This window comes from Klebsiella sp. MS 92-3, from assembly GCF_000195655.1.
Lineage (GTDB): Bacteria > Pseudomonadota > Gammaproteobacteria > Enterobacterales > Enterobacteriaceae > Klebsiella > Klebsiella pneumoniae.
This window is the reverse complement of the sequence record NZ_GL882729.1, coordinates 1-607: the sequence shown is the minus strand read 5'-3', so window position 1 is coordinate 607 and position 607 is coordinate 1. Positions and strand designations below refer to the sequence as shown.

Genomic DNA, 607 nt, shown 5'->3' with positions numbered 1-607 from the left:
ACCGGTTGCAAAACCTGCGAACTGGCCTGTAAGGACTACAAGAACCTGACCCCGGAGGTCAGCTTCCGCCGCATCTATGAATATGCCGGCGGCGACTGGCAGGAGGACAACGGCGTCTGGCAGCAGAACGTGTTTGCCTATTACCTCTCCATCGCCTGTAACCACTGTGAAGATCCGGCCTGCACCAAGGTCTGTCCGAGCGGCGCGATGCATAAGCGCGAAGACGGTTTTGTGGTGGTCAACGAAGAGGTATGCATTGGCTGCCGCTACTGCCATATGGCCTGCCCGTACGGCGCCCCGCAGTACAACGCCGACAAAGGCCATATGACCAAGTGCGATGGCTGTCACGAGCGCGTCGCCGAGGGGAAAAAGCCGATCTGCGTCGAGTCCTGCCCGCTGCGGGCGTTGGATTTCGGGCCAATTGCCGAACTGCGCGCTAAGCACGGCCAGCTGGCCGCGGTAGCGCCGCTGCCGTCGGCGCACTTTACCCGGCCGAGTATCGTTATCAAACCTAACGCCAATGCCCGGCCGTGTGGCGATACCACCGGTTACCTGGCGAACCCGAAGGAGGTGTGAGATGGGAAACGGATGGCATGAATGGCCGCTG

The 607-nt window shown here is 61.1% G+C and carries 1 protein-coding gene; it reads left to right on the top strand.

The genetic code is table 11. From position 1 onward, the window contains the following. The coding region (locus HMPREF9538_RS23825) for a DMSO/selenate family reductase complex B subunit (protein WP_009484048.1) at positions 1 to 576 on the top strand (576 nt) is incomplete at its 5' end. Between the last annotated feature and the right edge of the window lie 31 nt (positions 577 to 607).